The organism is Pseudomonadota bacterium (assembly GCA_039028155.1).
Lineage (GTDB): Bacteria > Pseudomonadota > Alphaproteobacteria > SP197 > SP197 > JANQGO01.
In genome coordinates this window covers 23,225-39,343 of sequence record JBCCIS010000049.1, presented here as the reverse complement: position 1 = coordinate 39,343, position 16,119 = coordinate 23,225, and the positions used below count along the sequence as shown (strand labels likewise).

At 62.9% G+C, this 16,119-nt stretch carries 18 protein-coding genes; 8 read left to right on the top strand and 10 right to left on the bottom strand.

Annotated features, from left to right (window positions below; translation table 11 throughout):
- Both AAF563_20370 and AAF563_20365 read left to right on the top strand, forming a co-directional pair.
- A partial coding sequence (locus AAF563_20370) for a 2OG-Fe(II) oxygenase (GenBank protein ID MEM7123642.1) occupies positions 1-169 on the top strand: 169 nt, incomplete at its 5' end.
- 5 nt (positions 170-174) lie between these two features.
- The gene (locus AAF563_20365) at positions 175-1,422 is read left to right on the top strand and encodes a Xaa-Pro peptidase family protein (GenBank protein MEM7123641.1); all 1,248 of its coding nucleotides are present in this window, start codon (positions 175-177) and stop codon (positions 1,420-1,422) included.
- A 9-nt stretch (positions 1,423-1,431) separates the two neighbouring features.
- On the opposite strand, the gene AAF563_20360 is transcribed toward AAF563_20365, so the two are convergent.
- Positions 1,432-2,385 (bottom strand): AEC family transporter, encoded by a 954-nt coding sequence (locus AAF563_20360; GenBank protein ID MEM7123640.1) that lies wholly within the window; start codon positions 2,383-2,385, stop codon positions 1,432-1,434.
- Between the two features lie 267 nt (positions 2,386-2,652).
- Between AAF563_20360 and yghX the strand changes: the two genes are divergently transcribed.
- Positions 2,653-3,558 (top strand): YghX family hydrolase, encoded by a 906-nt coding sequence (yghX, locus tag AAF563_20355; GenBank protein MEM7123639.1) that lies wholly within the window; start codon positions 2,653-2,655, stop codon positions 3,556-3,558.
- Between the two features lie 61 nt (positions 3,559-3,619).
- Here yghX and AAF563_20350 read toward each other — a convergent pair whose 3' ends face one another.
- Both AAF563_20350 and AAF563_20345 read right to left on the bottom strand, forming a co-directional pair.
- On the bottom strand, positions 3,620-4,177 hold the full coding sequence (locus AAF563_20350; protein MEM7123638.1) for a hypothetical protein: 558 nt from the start codon (positions 4,175-4,177) through the stop codon (positions 3,620-3,622).
- A gap of 271 nt (positions 4,178-4,448) precedes the next feature.
- Positions 4,449-5,390 (bottom strand): phytanoyl-CoA dioxygenase family protein, encoded by a 942-nt coding sequence (locus AAF563_20345; protein MEM7123637.1) that lies wholly within the window; start codon positions 5,388-5,390, stop codon positions 4,449-4,451.
- Between the two features lie 102 nt (positions 5,391-5,492).
- On the opposite strand from AAF563_20345, the gene AAF563_20340 reads away from it, so the two are divergent.
- Entirely contained in the window at positions 5,493-5,945 is a 453-nt protein-coding gene (locus AAF563_20340) for a potassium channel family protein (GenBank protein ID MEM7123636.1), read from the top strand.
- 56 nt (positions 5,946-6,001) lie between these two features.
- Here the strand turns inward: AAF563_20340 and AAF563_20335 are convergent, their stop codons facing one another.
- From AAF563_20335 to AAF563_20325, 3 genes are all read right to left on the bottom strand, one after another.
- Positions 6,002-6,562 (bottom strand): hypothetical protein, encoded by a 561-nt coding sequence (locus AAF563_20335; protein MEM7123635.1) that lies wholly within the window; start codon positions 6,560-6,562, stop codon positions 6,002-6,004.
- Positions 6,563-6,576: 14 nt separating this feature from the next.
- Entirely contained in the window at positions 6,577-7,098 is a 522-nt protein-coding gene (locus AAF563_20330) for a hypothetical protein (protein MEM7123634.1), read from the bottom strand.
- A 96-nt stretch (positions 7,099-7,194) separates the two neighbouring features.
- Positions 7,195-8,742, bottom strand: a complete 1,548-nt coding sequence (locus AAF563_20325; GenBank protein ID MEM7123633.1) for a class I adenylate-forming enzyme family protein — start codon at positions 8,740-8,742, stop codon at positions 7,195-7,197.
- A gap of 81 nt (positions 8,743-8,823) precedes the next feature.
- On the opposite strand from AAF563_20325, the gene AAF563_20320 reads away from it, so the two are divergent.
- Positions 8,824-9,198 carry a VOC family protein gene (locus AAF563_20320; protein MEM7123632.1) on the top strand — a complete coding sequence of 125 codons (375 nt, stop codon included), beginning with the start codon at positions 8,824-8,826 and terminating at the stop codon, positions 9,196-9,198.
- A 118-nt stretch (positions 9,199-9,316) separates the two neighbouring features.
- Here AAF563_20320 and AAF563_20315 read toward each other — a convergent pair whose 3' ends face one another.
- Positions 9,317-10,171: a sugar phosphate isomerase/epimerase gene (locus AAF563_20315; protein MEM7123631.1), complete on the bottom strand. Its 855-nt coding sequence runs from the start codon at positions 10,169-10,171 to the stop codon at positions 9,317-9,319.
- A gap of 119 nt (positions 10,172-10,290) precedes the next feature.
- On the opposite strand from AAF563_20315, the gene AAF563_20310 reads away from it, so the two are divergent.
- A complete protein-coding gene (locus AAF563_20310) occupies positions 10,291-11,094 on the top strand; it encodes a phytanoyl-CoA dioxygenase family protein (GenBank protein ID MEM7123630.1) in 804 nt (267 codons plus the stop codon).
- The gene (locus AAF563_20305; GenBank protein MEM7123629.1) at positions 11,091-11,699 is read left to right on the top strand and encodes a 2-hydroxychromene-2-carboxylate isomerase; all 609 of its coding nucleotides are present in this window, start codon (positions 11,091-11,093) and stop codon (positions 11,697-11,699) included. Before AAF563_20310 ends, AAF563_20305 begins: the two co-directional genes overlap by 4 nt.
- On the opposite strand, the gene AAF563_20300 is transcribed toward AAF563_20305, so the two are convergent.
- Positions 11,688-12,587 (bottom strand): DMT family transporter, encoded by a 900-nt coding sequence (locus AAF563_20300; protein ID MEM7123628.1) that lies wholly within the window; start codon positions 12,585-12,587, stop codon positions 11,688-11,690. The two genes, AAF563_20305 and AAF563_20300, sit on opposite strands and share 12 nt — an antisense overlap.
- 125 nt (positions 12,588-12,712) lie before the next feature.
- Between AAF563_20300 and AAF563_20295 the strand changes: the two genes are divergently transcribed.
- Positions 12,713-14,179: a pyridoxal-dependent decarboxylase gene (locus tag AAF563_20295; protein MEM7123627.1), complete on the top strand. Its 1,467-nt coding sequence runs from the start codon at positions 12,713-12,715 to the stop codon at positions 14,177-14,179.
- Between the two features lie 11 nt (positions 14,180-14,190).
- On the opposite strand, the gene AAF563_20290 is transcribed toward AAF563_20295, so the two are convergent.
- Both AAF563_20290 and AAF563_20285 read right to left on the bottom strand, forming a co-directional pair.
- Positions 14,191-15,081: a glucosaminidase domain-containing protein gene (locus AAF563_20290; protein ID MEM7123626.1), complete on the bottom strand. Its 891-nt coding sequence runs from the start codon at positions 15,079-15,081 to the stop codon at positions 14,191-14,193.
- A gap of 53 nt (positions 15,082-15,134) precedes the next feature.
- Positions 15,135-16,076, bottom strand: a complete 942-nt coding sequence (locus AAF563_20285) for a glucosaminidase domain-containing protein (protein MEM7123625.1) — start codon at positions 16,074-16,076, stop codon at positions 15,135-15,137.
- Between the last annotated feature and the right edge of the window lie 43 nt (positions 16,077-16,119).

Genomic DNA, 16,119 nt, shown 5'->3' with positions numbered 1-16,119 from the left:
GCTGGCGCCGGGCACGCTGAATGTCTTCAAGGGCAAGAACACCGCGCACCGGGTGACACCGGTCGAAGGCGATCGCGATCGCATCATCGCTGTCTTCTCCTATTACGAGGACGCCGGTGTCATGTTCAGCGAGGCCGAACGCATCGGCTTCTACGGCAGGGCGGGTTGAGCGCCATGGCCGAGGTCTTCAAGGATCCGCGCAAGGCGACCTATCTGAACGAAGAGGGCGCTGACAAGCCGCTCAAGAGCCCACTGCCCGCCTCGACACTGGAAGCCGCCCGTGCCTATCGCCTTGGCCGGTTGCGCGGTCAGCTCGCGCGTCACGATTGCGCGGCGATCCTGCTCTATGACCCCGTCAACATTCACTATGCGCTCGATGTCACGAACATGCAGCTTTGGGCGCTGCACAACGCCGTGCGCTACGCGCTGGTCTTTGCCGATGGCCCTGCCGTGCTGTTCGAGTTCAAGGATGCCGAACACCTGAGCGATGATGTCGCGGCGGTTGATGAGGTGCGCCGGGCGACGTCGTGGATCTATATGGCGGCGGGCGACCGCAGCGACGAACGGCTGAAACACTGGGCCGGCGAGGTCGATAACCTCATGCGCGCCCATGGCGGCGGCAACCGGCGCCTGGCGATTGACAAGATCGAGCCGCCCGGCCTGAAGGCGCTGGAGGACCTCGGCTACACCTATGTCGAGGGGCAGGAGCTGACCGAACGCGCGCGCGCGATCAAAAGCGCCGACGAGATCGACCTGATGCGATGGACGGTCCGTGTCTGCGAAGCCGGCATGGCGCGCATGTATGAGGTGTCCGAGCCCGGGCGCACGGAACAGGAGATCTGGGCCGAGCTGCACCACGAGAACGCGCGCTCCGGCGGTGGCTGGCTGGAGACCCGGCTGTTGCTGGCCGGTCCGCACACCAACCCCTGGTACGCCGAGTGCTCAGACTATGTCTGCCGGGAAGGCGACATGATCAGCTTCGACACCGATATGATCGGGCCCTATGGCTATTGCGCCGATCTCTCGCGCTCATGGACCTGCGGCCACGTCGCGATGACCAACCGCCAGCGCGAGCTCTACCTGACCGCGCGCGAGCAGATCGACCATAACCTGACGCTGGTCAAAGCCGGTGTCTCGTTCGCCGAGTTCAATGAGAAGTCCTGGCGTATTCCTGAGAAACACCAGCCCTACCGTTATTCGCTCGCCATCCACGGTGTTGGCATGGCTGACGAGTGGCCGGTGGTGTTGCTGCATCCCGACTTCGAGCACGGCTATGACGGCCACTTCGAGGAGAACATGACGGTCTGCGTCGAAAGCCTGATCGGCGAGGAAGGCAGCGAGTGCATCAAACTGGAGACCCAGGTCCTGGTGACCAACACCGGCGCAGAACGGCTGGATAGTTTTCCCTGGGAAGACGTCTAGCGCGTCAGGTCACGACGCGCCGAAGGTATCGGGATAGAACTGCGCCAGGACGATGAGCCAGACGAAGAGCGTGGCGGTTGATGCGAGCGTGCCCACCGATACGGTTTCAGCCGCCAGTTCCTTCTTGTGGTCGTATTGGCTGGCCAGCACGAAGATCGTCTTTGCCGTCGGGACGGCGGCGCAAATGACGGCGGCGACCGAGAGGAAGGGATCGAGGTTGAGCAGCAGAACCAGGAAAAGCACGAGGGCTGGGATGACGATCAGCTTGACGGCCGAGAGCAGCAGGATCGCCGCCGCACCCGTCCTCAGGCTCTGCAGCCGGATTGACATACCGACCGCGAACAGGGCGCAAGGGGTCACGGAGTCGCCCAGCAGTGACAGGTACTCGGCCGCCATGACCGGTACCGGCAAGCCCACGGCCGCATAAAGAACACCCAGCAACACGGCGAGCACCAGCGGGTTCAAGAGGGCATGGCGCACATGCGGCCAGATCGAGTCCTCTCCGGCGTCATCGCCGCGCCGGGTTCGTTCGATCAACAGCACGCCGACCAGGATCATCGCCACCATGATCACGCAGGCCATGGCCGCCGGCAGAACGGCTTTGTGCCCGAAGGTGGATTTGAGGATCGGCAGGGCGACAAAGGCCGTGTTCGCGCAGGCGCCGATAAGTGCCAGGATCACCGCATCGCCGGTCGACACTTTGCGCCAGACTTTGGTGAGCACCAGGATCAGCACGAAGAAGAAGAACGTGCCGCCGCCATAGCTCAGAAGAAAACCAGGATCGAAAAGCCGGGCCAGCGACTCCTGGGCAATCACCAGGAACAAGAGGGCGGGCAGGCCGATGTTGTAGGCGAACTGGATAAGGATATCGCCGACCGTCTCTGGCAGGAGCTTGAAGTGCGAGACGACAAAGCCGGTCAGGATGATGGCGAAGATAGGCAGCAGAAGATTGAGGAAGTCCAACGGCTAGGCTCCAGCGGCGGAGCCGTCGGTGGTCGCGGCGTGGTTCACGGCCCAGTCTAAGCGCGCTGTCATGAGGCCTCGGCGAGATCCGCGCACATGGGGGCAAGCTTCATCGGGTGATCGCGCCGCTTCTTCCTCTCGTAACACATCAGCATACTACGTTCTCCCGCTGGGACGATCGACTTGAAAAGCCAGAACGCCTGCGCCAAATCAAGTCCACCAAGATCCCCTAAGGGACAAACCGAGTTGAAACAGGGAGCAACGTTCATGAATGATCTGACGCCGAAGCGTCGTATGACGGCCAAAGATTTCCCGCAGGAACTGCTGGAACTCTACGACTACTACGCCCACGGAAAGATCACGAAGCGCGAGTTTCTTGATGGCGCCGCGAAATTCACGTTGGTTGGTATGTCAGCGACCTTTCTGTTGAGCCAGCTCTCGCCGAACTACGCTTTGGCCCAGCAAGTCGCTCCCGACGATCCGGACATTGTGACCAGTCGCATCACCTATCCGTCGCCGAACGGCCATGGCGAGGTCAATGCCTACCTGGTTCGCCCCGCGGGCCCAGACGAAAAACTGCCGGCGGTTCTGGTGATCCACGAAAATCGCGGTCTCAACCCGTATATCGAGGATGTCACTCGGCGCCTTGGCAAGGCGGGCTTCATGGCGATGGCGCCCGACGGGCTGAGCTCACTCGGCGGCTACCCCGGCAACGACGACGAGGGTCGCGAAATGCAGGCCACGGTCGATCCCGAAAAGCTGATGAACGACATGTTCGCCGGCTTTGAGTACCTGCTCAACCGTGAGGATTGCACCGGCAAGGTGGGCGCCGTCGGCTTCTGCTACGGCGGCGCCGTGGTCAATGCGCTGGCGGTCGCCTATCCGGAACTGGCGGCCGGCGTGCCATTCTATGGCCGGCAACCAGACCCTGCCGACGTCGCGGCCATCGAAGCGCCGCTGCTGATTCAAAACGCTGGCCTCGACGATCGTATAAACGAAGGCTGGCCGGCCTATGAGGAAGCCTTGAAGGCGCATGGCAAGACCTACGAAGCCTACATGTACCCGGACGTCAATCACGGTTTCCATAACGATACGACACCGCGCTACGACGAGGCCGCGGCCAAACTGGCCGAGGAACGCACGATCGCCTTCTTCAAGAAGTACCTGATGTAGTTTTTTATGGACTCGGGCGTTGGGCGTCCCGGAAATGTAAGAAAGGGAGCCGCTGGATCGGTCAGGGGGTGGCCGCCACGGTGACGGTTAGTGTCGCGTCGTAGCCGGCCGCGTTTGCTTGCTGAAGCGACAAGCCCCCCTCGGCGGTGTCGACAACAATTGTCGAGTTGCTGTTTCCAACGCCCCCACAAGTCGGCGTCGTAGATGCCAGGGTCACAAGGGGCATCGCCGTGTCATAGGGAATGGCGGTGCCGCCGGTCTCACTCAGCTGATCGTTCCACTTGACCGTAAAGCCAATATCGCCGGGCGCCTCGCCATTGGTCAGCTTGTAGTCGCCGGTGTCGGAGATAACAGTCACCTGGTAGCCGCTGCCACCTTGCGACCAGACGCATAGGTCGACCGTGCCCTGTTCGTCCGTGGCGTTGCTCGACGCGCCCGTACTGACTGCGCTGACTTCCCTGACGCTGACCCGTTCGGGAATGATGATGGAGATCGTGGTGTTTTGGCTTTGTGGGGACTCACCGGTATCAGCAATGGCTGCAGCGGTTGCCATCGCCAAGAGAGTGGCGGCGAGACCGACCGTCACCACTGCGTTGCTCGTTCTCGATCCGCTGTCCATCGCTCAACGTGCTCCCTCGGCGCACGGCGGATCTGTCAATCGACACTCAAACCTCGGTCTTGGGCCGTAAGAGGCATGCACCTAGTACGAACTGCATCTCGGGCAGACCGTGACGTATCCGCCAAGGGTCAAGTGTAGTGGATCGTCGGACGTTGCGTTCATCTCAATCGGATGATTTCCACACCTTCGGGCTAACTCTCTGGCATAGGAAAGGGTGATGCGGACGCGGGTCGCCATCCGGCATGCTCATCGGTGCGTGAGTCTGCTCTGACTATGTTGACTCGTCGTCGGCCGTCATCTCGCCGGGGTTCTCGACACCGGGCGTCGCCCACGTGGCGTTGAAGTCGCCGGTCGCGCCATAGGTGCTCCAGACCTTGAAGCCCATGATTGAGCGTTCGTGTTCGCTCAAATCATCGGCGACGTCGGGCCTCAGACCATAGGTGAAGTTCAGCAGCTGTCGCATGAAGGGCGCGCACCAGTGGGTCGTGATGCCCATGCGCGGTGTTGTGCCGGTGTTCAGGCTCGCCGCGTGCCAGGTGCGGCCTTCCCAGACCACCAGGCTGCCGGCCGGCGCTTCGGCGAAGACGCAGTCGTAGGCCGTATCCGGCGCGGGATGGTTACCGGAAAGGTGGCTCTTGGGCACCAGGCGGGTCGCACCGTTTTCGCGTGTGAAATCGGTGATTGCCCACATGGCGTTGGTCACGACCGGCGCGTTGATCGCCCAAGTCGCGGGTTCGGGGCCACCGAATGGCTGATTGGCACGGCTGATGTCGCTGACTCGGCTGTGATGCTCACCGGGCATGGCGGGCTGGGGCATGAACCATTGGTCGGTGTGCAGCGCCATCTCCTTGTTGCCCGGCCAGGTGATGTGGGCGGAAAACTCGGAAAGGATGGCATCGTCGCCCAAGACAGACCGCACAAGGCCGAGACACCCATCGTTGTTGATCAGCGCGCGAAACACCGGCCCCTTGTTGGGCAGCATGGTGACCCACTGATTGACGTCGTCATCGGGTTCGACCGCGGAGTTGCTGACATTGACCTGACGTTCACGCTCGGCAGTCGCCTGGTCCAGCAGCCGGTCGCGGATTGCCTTCGTGGTCGCCTCATCCAGGGCGCCTTCAAGGATCCCATAGCCGGCGTGAGCGATATCAGCTTTGGCCTGCACGATATCGCGGGTCGGGACGGGGACGTCGTTGGGTCGTGTCGCCATCATGACAAGCCAAGCATAGGACGACTTTTGGATGAAAAACAGGCCCGGCCTGCATGTGGATAGACCGGGCATGACGGCGGCAATGCCATCGCCTTATGATGCGCCATGCTGGTTCAGCAATTGCTTTTAGGGTCGGCCATGGTGGCGCTTTGCGTCGCCATCCATATCGCCGCCATGATCATTCTGCTTGGCATATTGAAACGCCATGCCGGCGCATGGCTGAAGTCGAGCTATTACGTCGGCGCGACGAGCACCATGGTCGTGATCGTGTTGGGGCTTCTGGCCGCCCACACCGTCGAGATCTGGCTGTGGGCCGCTCTCTACATTTATCTCGGCGAGTTCCCCAACATGACGGACTCGCTTTACTTCTCGACCGTGACGTTCACGACATTGGGCTACGGCGACATCGTGCTGACCGAACGCTGGCAACTCTTGAGCAGCCTGGAGGCCGCCGGCGGCATTCTGCTGTTCGGACTGTCAACCGGCCTGGCTGTTGCCGCGGTGTCGCGCATCATGGTCGCTCACGAGGTGCCGCAAAACGACAAGCAGCACGGCTAGCGTGGATCGTGGTCAAGAGGCGTCCGACAATCAGGTCGACGCCCACTGGATCCGCTCTAGCTCGGCGGCGTCAGGTGTAGGCCAGGCTGCAGAATGAACATGCCCTGTTTCGTCCACGACTGAGAGCCGTCCGTTTCACGGGACAGGTCCGTCACGGCCTTGACCAGGCCGGGTTCCTCGGTCGGAAGGTAACTCTTCGAGATCACTTCGCGCCGCGCCGCGTGAGACCACCGCGAGTGGATCGTCTGATTGGACGCATCGATCCACCAGTTGCCGAGCTCAACCGGTCGCTTTTCGATCTTCAGAACACCTCTTCCCTGGGGGTGGAACGCCAGGACGTAGGCCTCGTCGTCATGCAGCACGCCATAGATCGTGTTGCCGGTGACGAAGTCGTGCATATCGTTTGCGGTCATCGGCGGTTTGTTGCCGTCGAAACCAAAGTCCTTATAGCGATTGCCGATGACCGCCCGGGCCTTTTCCATGGTCATTGCGGTATCGCCGGCGATCGCGCGGTGCGGTACGGCAAGACCCGTCAGGACGGCGATTGCCGATACCAGCATACAGCGACGATCAAGGCGCGGGCCCGGGTGGCCGTGCGTGTCTTGTGTCATTGCCAATCAATTCCTCCTAGTTAGTCGTTTGCCTCCAGCGCCAAGCCCGGAACGAGGATGAACATCTTCCAGTGTGCCTTTGGCAACGGCGTTGTCACGCCCGTGTGCTTGAACACGGCCGGCTCGGACGTCGCATAGTAGCGGGCCGTGATCACCCTGCCGCCAGCCGATTTCTCCCATTGGGAGGATATCGTGTCGTCATCCTCGCCAATCCACCACGTGCCCGTTTCAAGCGGTCTGCCGGCGATCTTCATCAGACCCTTTCCGCCCTCGCCAAACGAAATCACATAGGGGTCATTCTGGTATGGCGCGCCATAGATGGTGTTGCCGTCGGCCATTGTGCGCAGTTCCGACGCAGCGAGCGGCCGGTCTTCGTCACCCAACGGGTAGATGTTGTAGAGGTCGTCGATCATCGTCTGCGCTTCCTGCTCCGGCATCTCGATGCCATCGAAACGCGCCCCAGTGGGCACGCCAAGTCCGGCGAGTGTGGAGATCGCGGCAACCAGCAGGTTGTCGCGGTCGGATTTGGAGTTCGCTGTCATCGTCACCTCCCATAGTAGCCTCGCTCTGGCGTCGATTCGCGAGTGGGCAACGCCTGGCATTTCGAAGACTAAAGGTAATGCCTGAGCCTGGTACTTCTACGCCAGCAACTTTTTCAAGGCCTGCTTGTCGATCTTGCCGATGGGCAGCCGCGGCAATTCGGCGTGGATGTCGAAGATCTTTGGAACCTTGTAATTGGCCAGACGATCGCGGCACCAGGCGCGAAGATCGTCCTCGCTCGCGCTGTGGCCGGGCAACAGTTCAATGAAAGCGTGGCCGACTTCACCAAATGCCTCGTCGGGCACGCCCAAGACCGCGACAAGGCCGGTGGCCGGATGGCTTTCCAACGCGATCTCGACCTCGCGCGGATAGATGTTGAAGCCGCCGGAGATGAACATTTCCTTCAGCCGCCCGACAATCTCCAGATTGCCGTCTAATCCGACCTTGACGATATCACCGGTCCGGAACCAGCCGTCCGCCGTATAGGCCTCGGCGGTCGCCTCGGGATTGCCGAAATAGCCGGCGAAGAGCCAGTCGCCGCGCGCCTGGATTTCACCCTCCGCGCCCGGCGCCGCGACATTGCCCTCGCCGTCGGCCACGCGGATTTCATAACCGGCATGGGGCCGGCCAATGGTGGCGCTGAGCACGTCCAGGGGCGTGTCGAGATCGGAATAGGTGGCGTAGAGACCGAGCTCAGTCATGCCAAAGGCGGTGCATAGATGGCCGGGCAGACTGTTGAGGCGCTCAACCAGATCCTTCGCCATCGGCGCGCCGCCCCAGATGGTATAGGCAAGGCTGGAGAGGTCGCGCCGTTCGAGGTCGTCGTGGTGGGCCATCATGTGAAACTGGACCGGTGAGCCCAGCAGAAAGTTGATCGACTCCTGTTCGATCAGGCGCAGCAGGTCGCCGGCCTCGAACCTGTCCTGGAACACCAGCGTACCGCCGGCATAAAGACCGAAGACGCCGACCATGCCGGTGCCGGCGATGTGGTTGACCGGCATCATGTGCAGGATGCGCAGACGACTGCTGGGCCAATGCTCCAGCTCGGTCTTGGCGCCGGTCAAGAGCGCGCGGTGGCGCACCATAGCGCCTTTCGGCTGGCCCGTGGTACCGGAGGTAAAGATGATGATCGCGGTATCGTCCGGTTGCACCGCGTTCCGCCGGCAATCCAGGTCGTCGTCTGAAACGCCGCCGCCTGCCGCGAGAAACGTATCGGCATCGTCCAGCATGATCATGTTCTCGACGCCGGGTGCCACACCTTTTATGGCGTTCAGTTCCTCGCTGTAGTCACGGCCATGGATGCTGCGAAAGGCGATGATGACCTTTGGGCCGGCGAGGTCCGTCACGTGCTGGAACTCCGGCAACTGATAGCGTGGGTGATAGCCGAGCCAGATCGCGCCGATATCGGTGACGGCGAGCATCAGTGTCAGCCACTCAATGCACGGCGCCGTCAGCATGGCGACGCGGTCGCCGGGCTCGATGCCGGCCGCCATCAACGCTTTTGACCATCGGGTCACGTCGGCGTGGAGTTCGCCGAACGAAACGCGGCGACTATCGTGCACGCACGCCTCGCCATCAGGCGTCTGCGCGGCGTGGTGGGCGAGGCAGGCGCCGATTCGGCTGGCGTCGGTGGGAAGCGATGTCATGGTCTCGGACGTGTGGCGGCGGTGTCGTGACGTTAGGTTGATGGCCTATAGTCGGCGAGAGCGCCGACCGAGGAAAGGGCCATGTCACTCAACCGTATTGCGATCATCTCCGTGCCCGTGTCTGACCAGGCTGCGGCCAGGGACTTCTACGCCGACATCCTCGGCTTCGACATCATCCGTGACAACCCGATGGGTCCAGACCGGCGCTGGGTCCAGGTCGGCCCGAAGGGCGCGGAGACAAGCCTGACGCTCGTCAACTGGCCCGACGGGATGCCGGCGGGATCAATGCGCGGCCTTGTCATGACCTCCGACGACATCGAGGCCGACCGCGACGCCCTTGCCGCCAAGGGTGTCGACATTACCGAGGTTGGCGACACACCCTGGGGTCGCTTTGCGATGTTCAGCGACCCCGACGGTAACGGCTGGGTCCTGCAGGAAGCGCGCGACGACGATTAGGGCTTTGTCGACTGAGATGGCAACGCCGGCCCGCTCCCCCTCCCGGCCACCCATGACAGTATCCTTGGGGTGGCCGGGAGGGGAGTGGGCCGGCACGGTTCTGCAGACAAGCGATACTCTAGCGCGCGTCTTCACTTTCCAGGCGCCCCCAAAGGGCCTGGATTTCGTCCTTGAACCGCAAGGCCTCGTCCCAGCGGTCCGACAGTTCGTGGCCGTCGGCGCCGGTGATGGCATAGGGCGGCGGCCCCAGCTCGCACAGGAAGTTCATGATGGCGTCGGGTCCCTTGCGGGCGCGCCAGTAGCGAAAACCCTGTTCCCACCAGGACCAGAACAGCTCGACCCAGGGTTTATGGCGCGGAAAGGCGGGCTGGATCTGCACCTGCTCGCGCGTCGCGATGCGGCCCTGCAGGCCGACGCAGCGTTGCAGGCAGCGGTCGATCTGTGTGGCGTGAAAGTCGTCGGGCGGCACTTCGAACTCGCGGGCGACGACGAAGTGGGAGAGGTCGCAGACAAGTTCCATTTCCGGCACCAGCTCCATGACCTGGATGGTGTAGAGCATGTCGGTGGTGAGCGTCAGCCGGTGGGTTTCGAAATGCGCCTCGATGCCAGACGAAGCGGCGAGGTCGAGCGCGCCGCGCACAAAAGCTGCGCCTTCCTCCGGCGTAAACGGAAAGGTTACCGCGTTGATCGCGACGAAGCGCGCGCCCAGTTCGCCCGCCATGTCATAGACCGGCTTCAGGTCCTCGACCGTGCGCGGGAAGGCGACGATAAGGCATCCAAGGCCGAACTCCCTGAACAGCGGCTGGGCCTCTTCGACGGTTGGAATGTCGCTTGCCGCCATGTCGATCGAGAGCCCGTCATAACCGGCCTCCGCGATCATGCGGAACTTCTCCGGCAGTGACCATTCCTTGCCGTCCGGCGCGCGCCGCTCCATCGCCCACAAGGACTGAAACACCTCCAATTGTTGCGCCACGCGACACCTCCGGGGAAAACCAAGTGCCTGAGGTTAGGGTGCCGAACGATCCCGTCAACCGGCTTGCGCAACAGGGCAGGCCTTGCCAAGCTCCGTTGGATTCTGATGGGTGATGCGTGATGGGTTACGATCTGGACAGCGAGACGGTCGAGGCGTTCCGCCGCGATGGGGCGGCGCCGCTTTATGGCCTGTTCACCGATTGGGTTGACACGATGCGGCAGGGCATCGAGGCCAACATGGCGCAGCCCAGCCCGATCGCGCGCATTTATGACGACGACGACGGCCGCCGTTTCTTCGGTGACTACTGCAGCTGGGATCGCATCCCCGAGTACCGTGAGTTCCTGTTCGGCTCCGACGCGTCCGGTGTCGCGGCCGCGCTGATGGGCTCGACCACGGCGCGCCTGTTCCACGAGCATGTCCTGGTGAAGGAGCCGGGAACATCGATCGCGACGCCGTGGCATCAGGACCAGCCCTATTATTGCGTCGATGGCGCGATGACGTGCAGCCTGTGGCTGGTGCTGGACCCGGTGCCGCGCGAGACGACGCTAGAATTCGTGGGCGGCTCGCACGCCTGGGGCCGGTTCTTCGCGCCCGAACGCTTCAACAAGACGCCGCTTTACGAGACCGCCACCTATGAGGCGTTGCCTGACATCGATGGCCATCGCGATGACTACACCATTCTTGGATGGGCGCTGGAGCCGGGCGATGCGGTCGCTTTCTCGTTCCGCACGCTGCATGGCGCACCGCCCAACCGCTCGCTCGAGACGCGCCGGCGCGCCTTCTCGTCGCGCTGGGTCGGTGACGACGCGACCTTTGCCGAACGGCCCGGCATGACGTCACCGCCGTTTCCTGATGTGACGCTGAAACAAGGCGATCCGATGGACGCGCCGGAGTTCCCTCTCGTCTGGCCAAAGGCATCGTGAACGCCGACGCCGATATCACGTTCTGGTTCGACGTTCACAGCCCCTGGTGTTACCTGGCGAGCCAGCGCATCGGCGATCTGGCCCGGCGCACCGGCTCACGTCTTGAGTGGCGGCCACTGCATCTGGCTAACCTGATGACCATGATCGATGGCATGCAGCCGCTCAATCAAAGTCCGGCACGCGTCGCGTGGTACGAACAGGATCTGAAAGACCACGCCGCGCTCTATGGTCTGCCCCTCAGGCCTCATCCCAACTATCCATTGCGGCCGTCGCGGGCGCTGCGTGCGTGTGTGTATGCTGCCGAACAGGGTGTGGCCGAGCCGTTCGTCAGCGCGGTGATGGCGGGCTACTGGTCGCAAGCGATGGATATCTCGGATTTCGCCGCGCTGCAGGCCGTCGCCGACACGGTCGGCTTGGGGCCTCGGCCGATTGCCGAAATCGCCGAGGACCCCGACTACAAGGCCGCGGTCGAGGCCAACACGAGAACGGCGGTCGACGATGGTTTGTTCGGGGTGCCGGGTTTTGTCGCCGGCGGCAAACTTTTCTTCGGCACTGACCGGATGGACCTGTTGGAGCGCCACGTCACCGGCGGTTCAGGCGGCTGAGCGGTTGCGTTCGCCATAGATGATCCATAGGCCACCGCCGATGATCAGTGCGATGCCGCCGAACGTCACGAGGTCCGGCAGCTCGTCATAGAACACCAGTCCGAAGAGGGCAGCCCAGACCAATGCCGTGTACTCGAACGGGGCGACGACGGAGGCCTGCGCATGCCGGTAGGCGGCGATGATCAGGAAGTGCGCGGTGCCGGCGACCAGACCGCACAGGGCAAGCAGCAGCATGTGATCGGTCGACGGTGACACCCACGCACTGGGCACGGCAGCCACGAAGGGGGCAGCGCCGAAGAAGAACATGATGCCTGTAAAGAAGGCCGTTGCTGCCGGTGGATCGGTGGCCCCTAGCCGGCGTGCCAGAAGCGACGCGCTGGCATAGGCGAGCGCGGCGCCGAGTGGAAACAGCGCGTCCGGGTGAAACGTGTCGGGATGCGGCTGGACGATGATCAAGACGCCGACAAAGCCGACGATAACGCCGAACCAGCGGTTCAGCGAGACCCGCTCGCCGAGCACCAGTGGCGACAGGGCGGCAACAAAAATGGGCGCTGAAAAGGTCAACGCCACGGCGGTCGCCAGCGGCATGACGGCAATCGCCTCCAGAAACAGGGCATAGGAGACAACGATCAGGCCGCCGCGCACGATCTGTGCGACCGGACGCCGCGTCTTCAAACTCGACCACGCACGCTGTACATGAAGGATGACCAGAACGGGGATCAGCCCGAAGACGCTTCGGATGGTGATGATCTCCATGGTCGGCAGGTCCGCGCGCACGCCCTTGATGATGGCGTCCGAAGACGACAACAGAAAAACCGCCGCCGCGATACAGGCGATGCCGAGCAAGGGTCCCGTCAGGCCCTTAGACGCATGGTTGGCGGACGACAATGATCGGGGACTCCCGAAACACGGAGGCAGGTGGCCGAAGTGTAGAGGCTCGGTGCCGGACGTGCGACCATGAAGTGTCGTGCCTCTTGGCGCGACGTCAGAGTGGTTCAATGACCGGAGGTGTCATGTCGTTTGAAGACATGAAAACGGATGAGTTTCGGCGCCAGGCCCATGACCTGGTCGATTGGATGGCCGACTACCTGGCCGGTGTCGGCGATTATCCGGTTCGCGCCCAGGTGTCGCCGGGCGCCATTGCCGATCAGTTGCCGGTCTCACCCCCCGAGACCGGCGAGGCGATGGCGGCGATCCTCCAGGACTTCCACGACATCGTCATGCCCGGCATGACGCACTGGCAGCACCCCAGCTTCTTCGCCTACTTTCCGGCGAACGCCAGTCCGCCCTCGGTGCTGGCCGAAATGTTGACGGCGACACTCGCCGCCCAATGCATGCTGTGGCAGACATCGCCCGCGGCGACGGAAATGGAAACACGCGTCCTCGACTGGCTGCGCCAACTGCTGGGCCTGCCCGATGGTCTGGTCGGCGTCATTCAGTCGACGGCGTCCGACGCCACGCTCGCTGCTTTGTTGATGGCGCGTGAGCGCGCGACCGGCGATAGGGCCAACGACATCGGCCTGGCTGTGTTGGGTGCGGACGGCGTGCGGCTGAGTGTTTACGTCTCCGAAGAAGCCCACTCGTCGATCGAGAAGGGCGCCAAGATCGCCGGCTACGGCCGGGCGGCTGTGCGTAAGATCGCGGCCGACGAGAACTTCGCCATGCGCCCGGAGGCGTTAGAGGAAGCGATCGCCGCCGACCGCGCCGCCGGTGTTACGCCGGCCTGTGTCGTGGCGACCCTGGGCACGACCGGCACGGGCGGTGTCGATCCGCTGCCGGCGAGCGCCGCGATCTGCCGCCGTGAAGATTTGTTTTTCCACGTGGACGCGGCTTGGGCCGGATCGGCTCTGGTGTTGGACGAGCACCGTTGGATGATCGAGGGCATCGAGGCGGTCGACAGTATCTCGATGAATCCGCACAAGTGGCTTCTCACCAACTTCGACTGCGCGGCCCATTGGGTGCGTGATCCCGAGGCCTTGCAGCGTACCTTTGCGATCAACCCATCCTACCTGACCTCGGCGGAAACTGGTGAGGTCATCGACTATCGCGATTGGGGCGTGCCGCTGGGCCGCCGCTTTCGCGCACTGAAGCTGTGGTTCGTGCTGCGCTACTATGGCGCTGAGGGCCTTAAGGCGATGATCACCGACCACATCGCCTGGACCGAAGAGCTTGCCGATGCAGTCGCGGCGCATCCGGACTTCGAGATCACGTCGGCGCGCTCCCTGGCGCTCGTCTCGTTCCGCTACAGACCACGCGCCTTCACCGGCCGGTCGGGTGAGGACGCGGCGCTCGATGCGCTGAACGAGCGCTTGCTGCAAACCCTGAACGATTCGGGGGCGCTCTATTTGACTCAGAACAAGGTGCGCGGCCGCTACGTCATCCGCTTCTCGGTCGGCGCACGCACGACGACCCGCGATCATGTCATGCGGGCCTGGGAGGTTATCCAGACGACCGCGGAGTCTCTATCGACCGACGGGTGACACACCCCACGTCAGTCGCGCGTCTGCACCAGAAGCCCGATCTCGTCATCGTCCAGGACGACTGTATCCAACGGCGCCAATTCGTCGTCGCGGATCATGCCTTCGATCTTTTCCGCATACGCCGTGCCCTCCTCGGAATAGTGGACGAGGGTCGCAGCGAGCGTCAGGCCATCCAGCACTTCGCCCTTGGCGCGTTGATCGGCGCGCTTTTCGCGCAGCGCTTGATAGGCGTGTTGGCTGTTCAGATTCAGCATGTAGGCCTCGACTGAGTCGATAAGCTGATCGAAGCTAGCGACGCGGCTGGTTGAGTCCTCGGCCTGGATGCCGTCATCGCTCCAGGTCCACTGACCGAACAGCGCGTTTCCGTCCAACGCGAAACGCGACTGACCCCAGCCGCTCTCCACGGCTGCCTGCGCCACGGCGAGCGAGGGCGGCACCGTGTCGACGCGCGGCAGCAAGGCCTGCACCAATGCGGCGCCGTCCTTGCCATCCGTGTCGACGCCGTATTGTGACGCAAGCTCCTTGAGCCACGCCTGGTCATCATCGTCCAGCGAACCGCCGCCCGACAGCGTATCGTTCAGCGCCACCAGGCGCTTGCGGTCGTCCATGATGTTGCGGTTGGACAAGAGCACGAGCGGCAGGACAGTGCGAATGAAACCATCCTTCTTCTTGTCGACATCGGTCACGTCAGCCCAATCGGCGGGAATCTCGATGACATTGATGCGCGGTGCGTCGGGGTCGCTCCTGCCCAGCACGGCGAGAATGTAGTCCTCGGACTGATAGAGATCGAGCAGACCGTCGGTACCGTTGACGTCGACCGATTCCCATCTGGACGTTTCCTGCTCAAAGATGACCACAACGGCCAGGACAACGATGAGGGCGGCGGCAATGATCGCCAACATGGTCCAGCGCCTGAGTCGGTTTTCTCCGTTTGACATGGTTTGCGCGCCCTATCTCAACGGGTTTGGATGATCAGCCCCGTGCCGCCGCTGTCGAGGACGGCATGGTCAAGCTCTGCCAGCTGATTACCGCGAATGATGCTGTCGACCTTGGCGGGGTAGACGGCACCTTCCTGCGAATAGTGTACCAGCGTGGTGGCCAATGTCAGGCCGTCGGGGATATCGCCCTGGGCGCGTTGGGCGGCGCGGATGCGCCGAAAGTCGCCATAGGCGCCCTGGCTGTTCAGGTTCAGCATATAGGCTTCGACCGACTCAAGAAGGTTCCTGAAGGTGGCGACGCGGTGGGTCGTATCAGCCCCCGCTTCCAGGGGGCGCATGCCCTCGCCATCCCAGGTCCACTGGCCGAACAGCGCGTTGCCCTCAAGCGCGAAGCGGGAACCGCCCCAGCCGCTTTCGATGGCGGCCTGGGCAAGCGCCATCGACGGCGGCACGATGTCGACACGGGTCAACAAGGACGCGATCAACGCATCGGGCGTCTCGTCGGCATTCACATCCAATCGGTAGTGTTCGGCCAGGTCGTGCAGCCAGTCGAGATCGCTGCCGCTGAGCGTACCGCTGTCGGCATAGGCGGCTTTGAGCGCCTCCACGCGTGCGCGATCCTCGACAATGCTCCGGTTGGCCAGCAACACCAGCGGCAGGACCGTCTGAAAGAAACCGCGCTTCTTCTCATCCGTCGACGCGATGCTGTCCCAATCGTCCGGCATGGCGAGCACATCGATGCGTGGCACCGGGCTGCCGATCTGGCGGATCGGCTGCAAGCTGTAGTCCATGGACTCGTAGAGCGCCAGAAGCCGGCTGGCGCTCGGCACGGTCACGTGACGCCAGCGAGACGTCGTTGCCAGAACGATGACAATTGCGGCAATGACGAGGACACCGGTGGCGGCGATAAGCACACGCTGCACACGTCGGTCGGCCAGATAGGACCTGATCGGCATCATTGGCTATAAGGTGTGCCCCGATTGTTGGCGGTATTTTACCGTC